Genomic DNA, 8,842 nt, shown 5'->3' with positions numbered 1-8,842 from the left:
TGCGGCGTGAACGCCTTATCAGCCTACNCACCCCGTAGGCCTGATAAGATGCGCCAGAATCGCATCAGGCATCGTGTATCAACCGTCGGATGCGGCGTGAACGCCTTATCAGCCTACACACCCCGTAGGCCTGATAAGATGCGCCAGCATCGCATCAGGCATTGTGCTCCAACCGCCGGATGCGGCATACCGATTAATGCAGCACCGTCACCGCGTCTTCCAGCCGGCTGGCGCGGTGTTTTACCATCGCCGACACCTGCGCACTCTCTTCCACCAACTCGGCGTTTTTCTGCGTGATCAGGTTAAGCTCATCCACCGCACGGGTCAGGCTGGAAAGCCCATCGGCCTGTTCCAGCGTTGAGTGGCTAATCTGGGCGATCAACTGGGTGACATTTTTCACCTGCGCCACAATATCGTCCATCGTCCGTCCGGCAGCGTGCACCTGCTGCGAACCGGATTGCACCTTATCAGCACTGGCATCGATCAACTTGCGAATATCGTTGGCAGCATTGGCGCTGCGGCTGGCTAAATGACGCACTTCCCCTGCCACCACTGCAAAACCTTTGCCCTGTTCTCCGGCACGCGCCGCTTCCACCGCCGCATTCAGGGCGAGAATATTGGTCTGAAACGCAATATCGTTAATCAGCGAAGTAATGGTGCCAATGCGCTGGGTACTGTCGGCGATATCGTCCATCGTCTTGATCACCGTGGTCATCGCTTCCCCGCCCTGCACAGCCGCATTACTGGCGGTGATAGAAAGTTTATCGGCAGCCGATGCTGTGGCTGAGTTCTGTTTCACCGACGCCGCCATCTGGTTCATGGTCGCTACAGTTTGCTGGACATTATCTACCGTCTGCTGAGTATGCTCGTTCAGTTCATCAGTGCCTTTTGCCAGCGTCTCACTCCCGTTTCTGACGCTGGAAACCTGGCTTGAGACATCATTAATCAACCAGCGACACATCAGGCCAAGCTGCCCTACCGCGCGTAATGTCAGCCCCAGCTCATCGCTGCGATTCAAATGCTCAACACTATTACGTTCTCCGGTCGCCACTTTCAGTGCCTGGCTGGCGACATTTTCTATCGGACGTACAATTTGCCATTCAAAACAGGCATTTCCCAACAACATCACTAACGCACAGAGGAAATACGTCACCACCGGCACAGCGGCAAACCAGAGCATGGCCGCCAGCACGATAAACATCAGTGTCATCACTCCACGCACTCGCCAGCGAAGCGGTAATGACGGCAGTTTTCCCAACCAACCGTTACGTACCACCAGCCCTTTATGCATACGTTTATTGGTACGTCCAGCGTTCAGCGCCTTATACAGCGGCTCCACCGCCGCGATTTCTTCATCCGTCGCCCGGGAGCGAATCGACATATAGCCACTGATTTTGCCCTCGCGCACCATCGGCACCGCATTCGCCCGTATCCAATAATGGTCGCCATTTTTGCGGCGATTTTTCACGATGCCGCTCCAGGGTTCCCCTTTTTTCAGGGTGTACCACATATCCGCAAACGCCGCTTTTGGCATATCCGGGTGACGCACCATGTTGTGCGGCTGGCCCTGTAACTCCTGCAAGGTATAGCCGCTCACTTGCACGAAAGAATCATTGGCGTGGGTGATATAGCTTTGCAGATCGGTAGTGGACATCAGGGTAGTATCGTCAGCCAGCGGGGTATTTTGCTGGGTGACATACGGATGAGAAGACATAATCGCGTCCTGTGCAGGTTATATGGTTGTTAACTTCTTGTCGGAAGTTATGTCGGCCCCGGCGCGGTTATCTTTAGCACTTTAATTTGATTTAGATCGCAATTTGCAACTAAAGCACAAAACCTAATCCCTTGATTTAAAATACTTTCATTCTGTTATTATCCGAGAACGTTAATTATCTTGCCCAAAAATCCGGCATTTATTGCCCTGAAAGAATGCATTTGCACAGCGATCGCAAAATTCCCCCCCGATAAAATCGTACAAAATAACGACAACAGTTAACATTTAGCATTAAATGTTACGAGAATGATAACGCAATTTGTGTTTATCCCGATTTTCGCGATCGCAGCCGGAGTGGCGCAATCCCTGCAATACTTAAATCGGTATCATGTGATACGCGAGCCTCCGGAGCATATTTTGAACAGGTTACCTTCGAGCGCATCGGCTTTAGCGTGCAGCGCCCACGCCCTGAATCTCATTGAGAAGCGAACGCTGGATCATGAGGAGATGAAAGCACTTAACCGGGAGGTGATTGAATACTTCAAAGAGCATGTCAATCCGGGGTTTTTAGAGTATCGCAAATCTGTTACCGCCGGCGGGGATTACGGAGCCGTAGAGTGGCAAGCGGGAGGTTTAAATACGCTTGTCGACACCCAGGGACAGGAGTTTATCGACTGCCTTGGAGGTTTTGGAATTTTCAACGTGGGGCACCGTAATCCAGTTGTGGTTTCCGCCGTACAGAATCAACTTGCGAAACAACCGTTACATAGCCAGGAGCTGCTCGATCCGTTACGGGCGATGCTGGCGAAAACCCTTGCTGCGCTAACGCCCGGTAAACTGAAATACAGCTTCTTCTGTAATAGCGGCACCGAGTCCGTTGAAGCAGCGCTGAAGCTGGCGAAGGCTTACCAGTCGCCGCGCGGCAAGTTTACTTTTATTGCCACCAGCGGCGCGTTCCACGGTAAATCACTTGGCGCGCTGTCGGCCACGGCGAAATCGACCTTCCGCAAACCGTTTATGCCGTTACTGCCGGGCTTCCGTCATGTCCCGTTTGGCAATATCGAAGCCATGCGCACGGCCCTTAGCGAGTGCAAAAAAACCGGTGATGATGTTGCTGCGGTGATCCTCGAACCGATTCAGGGTGAAGGTGGCGTAATTCTGCCGCCGCCGGGCTATCTCACCGCCGTGCGTAAGCTGTGCGATGAGTTCGGCGCACTGATGATCCTCGATGAAGTACAAACGGGCATGGGGCGCACGGGCAAGATGTTCGCCTGCGAGCATGAGAACGTACAGCCGGACATCCTGTGTCTGGCAAAAGCCCTCGGCGGCGGCGTGATGCCGATTGGCGCGACCATCGCCACTGAAGAGGTGTTCTCAGTTCTGTTCGACAACCCGTTCCTGCATACCACCACCTTTGGCGGCAACCCGCTGGCCTGTGCGGCGGCGCTGGCGACCATCAATGTGTTGCTGGAGCAGAACTTACCGGCTCAGGCTGAACAAAAAGGCGATATGTTGCTGGACGGTTTCCGTCAACTGGCGCGGGAATATCCCGATCTGGTACAGGAAGCGCGTGGTAAAGGGATGTTGATGGCGATTGAGTTTGTTGATAACGAAATCGGCTATAACTTTGCCAGCGAGATGTTCCGCCAGCGCGTTCTGGTGGCCGGAACGCTCAATAACGCCAAAACGATCCGCATTGAACCGCCACTGACACTGACTATTGAACAGTGTGAACAGGTGATCAAAGCGGCGCGTAAGGCGCTGGCGGCCATGCGAGTCAGTGTCGAAGAAGCGTAATATCAAATCGGATGGCGATACGACGTCGCCATCCGATCTTTTTATACAATACGTACGCCCGCAGGCATCATCCGCTCCGGCGTTAACAGCACGCTTTCACTGCCGTCATCGGTCTCCGCACACAACAGCATGCATTCCGACGTTTCACCGCGCATTTTCGCTTTTTGCAGATTGCACAAGACCACCACCGTTTTCCCCATCAGCTCTTCTTCGCTGTAGTACGGCACCAGGCTGGTCACGGTTTGCAGCGTTTTTTCCCCCACATCAACCTGTACGATGTACAGCTTGTCGGCGTTTTCATGGCGTTTCACTTCCACAATCTTTCCGACGCGCATTTCCAGACGTGCAAAATCAGCGTAAGCCACGGTTTCCATTGCTTCCTCCCTTCGAGTAAAATTTTACTAAACTATAGCAAAAGTTTTTCTCAATCCTGTAGGCTAAAAATGGAGAATGCAGGCGTGATCACATTCGTAAGCCGCTGTGTTACCGTTACAGCGTCAAAGAAACGCGCTTTATTTACTGAAAACAGGTGACCCGATAAGCACTTCCTCTACAATGGAAGCGCACATCAGGGAAAGTAAAAAAGGTAAACATGGCAACACTAAAAGACATCGCAATCGAAGCTGGCGTATCCCTGGCGACAGTATCCAGGGTCTTAAATGACGATCCGACACTGAATGTGAAAGAAGAGACGAAACATCGCATTCTCGAGATCGCCGAAAAGCTGGAGTACAAGACCAGTAGCGCCCGTAAACTCCAGACAGGCGCAGTCAACCAACACCATATTCTGGCTATCTACAGCTACCAGCAGGAGCTGGAGATCAACGATCCTTACTATCTGGCGATCCGCCATGGCATTGAAACCCAGTGCGAAAAGCTAGGCATCGAGCTCACCAACTGTTATGAACACAGCGGCTTACCAGACATTAAAAACGTCACCGGTATTTTAATTGTCGGCAAACCCACGCCCGCCCTGCGCGCCGCTGCCAGCGCATTGACCGACAATATCTGTTTTATCGATTTTCACGAACCTGGCAGCGGTTACGATGCGGTGGATATCGATCTGGCACGCATCAGTAAAGAAATCATCGACTTCTATATCAACCAGGGTGTTAATCGCATTGGTTTTATTGGCGGTGAAGACTTGCCTGGCAAGGCGGATATTCGTGAGGTCGCCTTTGCGGAATATGGCCGACTGAAACAAGTGGTACGCGAAGAGGATATCTGGCGCGGCGGTTTTTCCAGTTCGTCGGGCTATGAACTGGCAAAACAGATGCTGGCGCGGGAAGACTATCCGAAGGCACTGTTTGTTGCTTCCGATTCCATTGCTATCGGCGTACTGCGGGCAATTCATGAACGTGGCCTGAACATCCCACAGGATATTTCGCTTATCAGCGTGAACGACATCCCCACCGCGCGATTTACCTTTCCGCCGCTCTCCACCGTGCGCATCCATTCCGAGATGATGGGAAGTCAGGGCGTTAACCTGGTGTATGAAAAAGCCCGCGATGGTCGCGCGCTGCCGCTATTAGTCTTCGTTCCCAGCAAATTAAAACTGCGCGGCACGACCCGTTAAATCCCCTTACACACTGTCCGGCAATCGTTTTTGCCGGACAGTGCTGCCGTTTATTTTCGTGATCCAGTTAAAGTAAATGCATTTACTCGCTACATTTTAGTAAAAATTTTACTAAACTCCCCAGCAATTACACAAACTACCATCACCATGAATGGTTCCGATTTCTCTCTACCGGGAGGCCCTATGAATCGCTGGGAAAACATTCAGCTCACCCACGAAAACCGACTTGCTCCGCGTGCGTACTTTTTTTCATATGACTCTGTTGCGCAGGCGCGTACTTTTGCCCGTGAAACCAGCAGCCTGTTTCTGCCCTTAAGCGGTCAGTGGAATTTCCACTTTTTTGACCATCCGCTGCAAGTACCAGAAGCCTTCACCTCTGAGTTAATGGCTGACTGGGGGCATATTACCGTCCCCGCCATGTGGCAAATGGAAGGCCACGGCAAACTGCAATATACCGACGAAGGTTTTCCGTTCCCCATCGATGTGCCGTTTGTCCCCAGCGATAATCCAACCGGTGCCTATCAACGTATTTTCACCCTCAGCGACGGCTGGCAGGGTAAACAGACGCTGATTAAATTTGACGGCGTCGAAACCTATTTTGAAGTCTACGTTAACGGTCAGTATGTGGGGTTCAGCAAGGGCAGTCGCCTGACCGCAGAGTTTGACATCAGCGCGATGGTAAAAACCGGCGACAACCTGTTGTGTGTGCGCGTGATGCAGTGGGCAGACTCTACCTACGTGGAAGACCAGGATATGTGGTGGTCAGCGGGGATCTTCCGCGATGTTTATCTGGTCGGAAAACAACTAACGCATATTAACGATTTCACCGTGCGTACCGACTTTGACGAAGCCTATTGCGATGCCACGCTTTCCTGCGAAGTGGTGCTGGAAAATCTCGCCGCCTCCCCTGTCGTAACGACGCTGGAATATACCCTGTTTGATGGGGAACGCGTGGTGCACAGCAGCGCCATTGAGCATCTGGCAATTGAAAAGCTGACCAGCGCCAGCTTTGCTTTTACTGTCGAACAGCCGCAGCAATGGTCGGCAGAATCCCCTTATCTTTACCATCTGGTCATGACGCTGAAAGACGCCGACGGCAACGTTCTGGAAGTGGTGCCACAACGCGTTGGCTTCCGTGATATCAAAGTGCGCGACGGTCTGTTCTGGATCAATAACCGTTATGTGATGCTGCACGGCGTCAACCGCCACGACAACGATCATCGCAAAGGCCGCGCCGTTGGAATGGATCGCGTAGAAAAAGATCTCCAGTTGATGAAGCAGCACAACATCAACTCCGTGCGTACCGCTCACTACCCGAACGATCCGCGTTTTTACGAACTGTGTGATATCTATGGCCTGTTTGTGATGGCGGAAACCGACGTCGAATCGCACGGCTTTGCTAACGTCGGCGATATCAGCCGCATTACCGACGATCCGCAGTGGGAAAAAGTCTACGTCGAGCGCATTGTTCGCCATATTCACGCGCAGAAAAACCATCCGTCGATCATCATCTGGTCGCTGGGCAACGAGTCCGGCTATGGCTGTAACATCCGCGCGATGTACCACGCGGCGAAGGCGCTGGATGACACGCGACTGGTGCATTACGAAGAAGATCGCGATGCTGAAGTGGTCGATATTATTTCCACCATGTACACCCGCGTGCCGCTGATGAATGAGTTTGGTGAATACCCGCATCCGAAGCCGCGCATCATCTGTGAATATGCTCATGCGATGGGGAATGGACCGGGCGGGCTGACGGAGTACCAGAACGTCTTCTATAAGCACGATTGCATTCAGGGACATTATGTCTGGGAGTGGTGCGACCACGGGATCCAGGCGCAGGATGACCACGGCAATGTCTGGTATAAATTCGGCGGCGACTACGGCGACTATCCCAACAACTATAACTTCTGTCTTGATGGTTTGATCTATTCCGATCAGACGCCGGGACCGGGCCTGAAAGAGTACAAACAGGTTATCGCGCCGGTAAAAATCCACGCGCTGGATCTGACTCGCGGCGAGCTGAAAGTCGAAAATAAACTGTGGTTTACCACGCTTGATGACTACACTCTGCACGCAGAGGTGCGCGCCGAAGGTGAAACGCTCGCGACGCAGCAGATTAAATTGCGCGACGTTGCACCGAACAGCGAAGCCCCCTTACAGATCACACTGCCGAAGCTGGACGCCCGCGAAGCGTTCCTCAACATTACGGTGACCAAAGATTCCCGCACCCGCTACAGCGAAGCCGGACACCCTATCGCCACTTATCAGTTCCCGCTGAAGGAAAACACCGCACAGCCAGTGCCTTTCGCGCCAAATAATGCGCGTCCGCTGACGCTGGAAGACGATCGTTTGAGCTGCACCGTTCGCGGCTACAACTTCGCGATCACCTTCTCAAAAATGAGTGGCAAACCGACATCCTGGCAGGTGAATGGCGAGTCGCTGCTGACCCGCGAGCCAAAGATCAACTTCTTCAAGCCAATGATCGACAACCACAAGCAGGAGTACGAAGGGCTGTGGCAGCCGAATCATTTGCAGATCATGCAGGAACATCTGCGCGACTTTGCCGTAGAACAGAGCGATGGTGAAGTGTTGATCATCAGCCGCACGGTTATAGCCCCGCCGGTGTTTGACTTCGGGATGCGCTGCACCTACATCTGGCGCATCGCTGCCGATGGCCAGGTTAACGTGGCGCTTTCCGGCGAGCGTTACGGCGACTATCCGCACATCATTCCGTGCATCGGTTTCACCATGGGGATTAACGGCGAATACGATCAGGTGGCGTATTACGGTCGTGGACCGGGCGAAAACTACGCCGACAGCCAGCAGGCTAACATCATCGATATCTGGCGCAGCACCGTCGATGCCATGTTCGAGAACTATCCCTTCCCGCAGAACAACGGCAACCGTCAGCATGTCCGCTGGACGGCACTGACTAACCGCCACGGCAACGGTCTGCTGGTGGTTCCGCAGCGCCCAATTAACTTCAGCGCCTGGCACTATACCCAGGAAAATATCCACGCTGCCCAGCACTGTAACGAGCTGCAGCGCAGTGATGACATCACCCTGAATCTCGACCACCAGCTGCTTGGCCTCGGCTCCAACTCCTGGGGCAGCGAGGTGCTGGACTCCTGGCGCGTCTGGTTCCGTGACTTCAGCTACGGATTTACGTTGCTGCCGGTTTCTGGCGGAGAAGCTACCGCGCAAAGCCTGGCGTCGTATGAGTTCGGCGCAGGGTTCTTTTCCACGAATTTGCACAGCGAGAATAAGCAATGAGGATCATCGATAACTTAGAACAGTTCCGCCAGATTTACGCCTCTGGCAAGAAGTGGCAACGCTGCGTTGAAGCGATTGAAAATATCGACAACATTCAGCCTGGCGTCGCCCACTCCATCGGTGACTCATTGACTTACCGCGTGGAGACAGACTCCGCGACCGATGCGTTATTTACCGGGCATCGACGCTATTTTGAAGTGCATTACTACCTGCAAGGGCAGCAAAAAATTGAATATGCGCCGAAAGAGACATTACAGGTCGTGGAATATTATCGTGATGAAACTGACCGTGAATATTTAAAAGGCTGCGGAGAAACCGTAGAGGTCCACGAAGGGCAAATCGTTATTTGCGATATCCATGAAGCGTATCGGTTTATCTGCAATAACGCGGTCAAAAAAGTGGTTCTCAAAGTCACCATCGAAGATGGTTATTTCCATAACAAATAACAACTACGGCGGCAAAAGGAGTTTGCCGCCACC

The 8,842-nt window shown here is 52.8% G+C and carries 6 protein-coding genes; 4 read left to right on the top strand and 2 right to left on the bottom strand.

Annotation, left to right across the window (positions count from 1 at the left end; genetic code table 11):
• Window positions 1-193 precede the first annotated feature (193 nt).
• The gene (gene aer / locus AACU94_RS00520; protein ID WP_135488727.1) at window positions 194-1,714 is read right to left on the bottom strand and encodes an aerotaxis sensor receptor Aer; all 1,521 of its coding nucleotides are present in this window, start codon (window positions 1,712-1,714) and stop codon (window positions 194-196) included.
• Between the two features lie 417 nt (window positions 1,715-2,131).
• Here aer and ygjG point away from each other — a divergent pair, with 417 nt between their 5' ends.
• Window positions 2,132-3,511, top strand: a complete 1,380-nt coding sequence (ygjG, locus tag AACU94_RS00515) for a putrescine aminotransferase (RefSeq protein WP_096122362.1) — start codon at window positions 2,132-2,134, stop codon at window positions 3,509-3,511.
• A gap of 41 nt (window positions 3,512-3,552) precedes the next feature.
• Here ygjG and AACU94_RS00510 read toward each other — a convergent pair whose 3' ends face one another.
• Window positions 3,553-3,885, bottom strand: coding sequence for a tRNA-binding protein (locus AACU94_RS00510; RefSeq protein WP_000450588.1), 333 nt, complete (start codon window positions 3,883-3,885; stop codon window positions 3,553-3,555).
• Window positions 3,886-4,103: 218 nt separating this feature from the next.
• Here AACU94_RS00510 and ebgR point away from each other — a divergent pair, with 218 nt between their 5' ends.
• The 3 genes from ebgR to AACU94_RS00495 all read left to right on the top strand — a co-directional run bounded on the left by ebgR (window position 4,104) and on the right by AACU94_RS00495 (window position 8,809).
• Window positions 4,104-5,087 (top strand): transcriptional regulator EbgR, encoded by a 984-nt coding sequence (ebgR, locus tag AACU94_RS00505; RefSeq protein WP_135488725.1) that lies wholly within the window; start codon window positions 4,104-4,106, stop codon window positions 5,085-5,087.
• 183 nt (window positions 5,088-5,270) lie between these two features.
• A complete protein-coding gene (ebgA, locus tag AACU94_RS00500) occupies window positions 5,271-8,363 on the top strand; it encodes a beta-galactosidase subunit alpha (RefSeq protein WP_135488724.1) in 3,093 nt (1,030 codons plus the stop codon).
• Window positions 8,360-8,809 (top strand): beta-galactosidase subunit beta, encoded by a 450-nt coding sequence (locus AACU94_RS00495; protein WP_001219954.1) that lies wholly within the window; start codon window positions 8,360-8,362, stop codon window positions 8,807-8,809. The genes ebgA and AACU94_RS00495 overlap by 4 nt, the downstream gene beginning before the upstream one ends.
• Window positions 8,810-8,842 lie beyond the last annotated feature (33 nt).

It is taken from the genome of Escherichia sp. E4702 (assembly GCF_963883545.1).
Taxonomy (GTDB): Bacteria; Pseudomonadota; Gammaproteobacteria; order Enterobacterales; family Enterobacteriaceae; genus Escherichia.
This window is presented reverse-complemented; position numbering and strand designations above follow the sequence as displayed.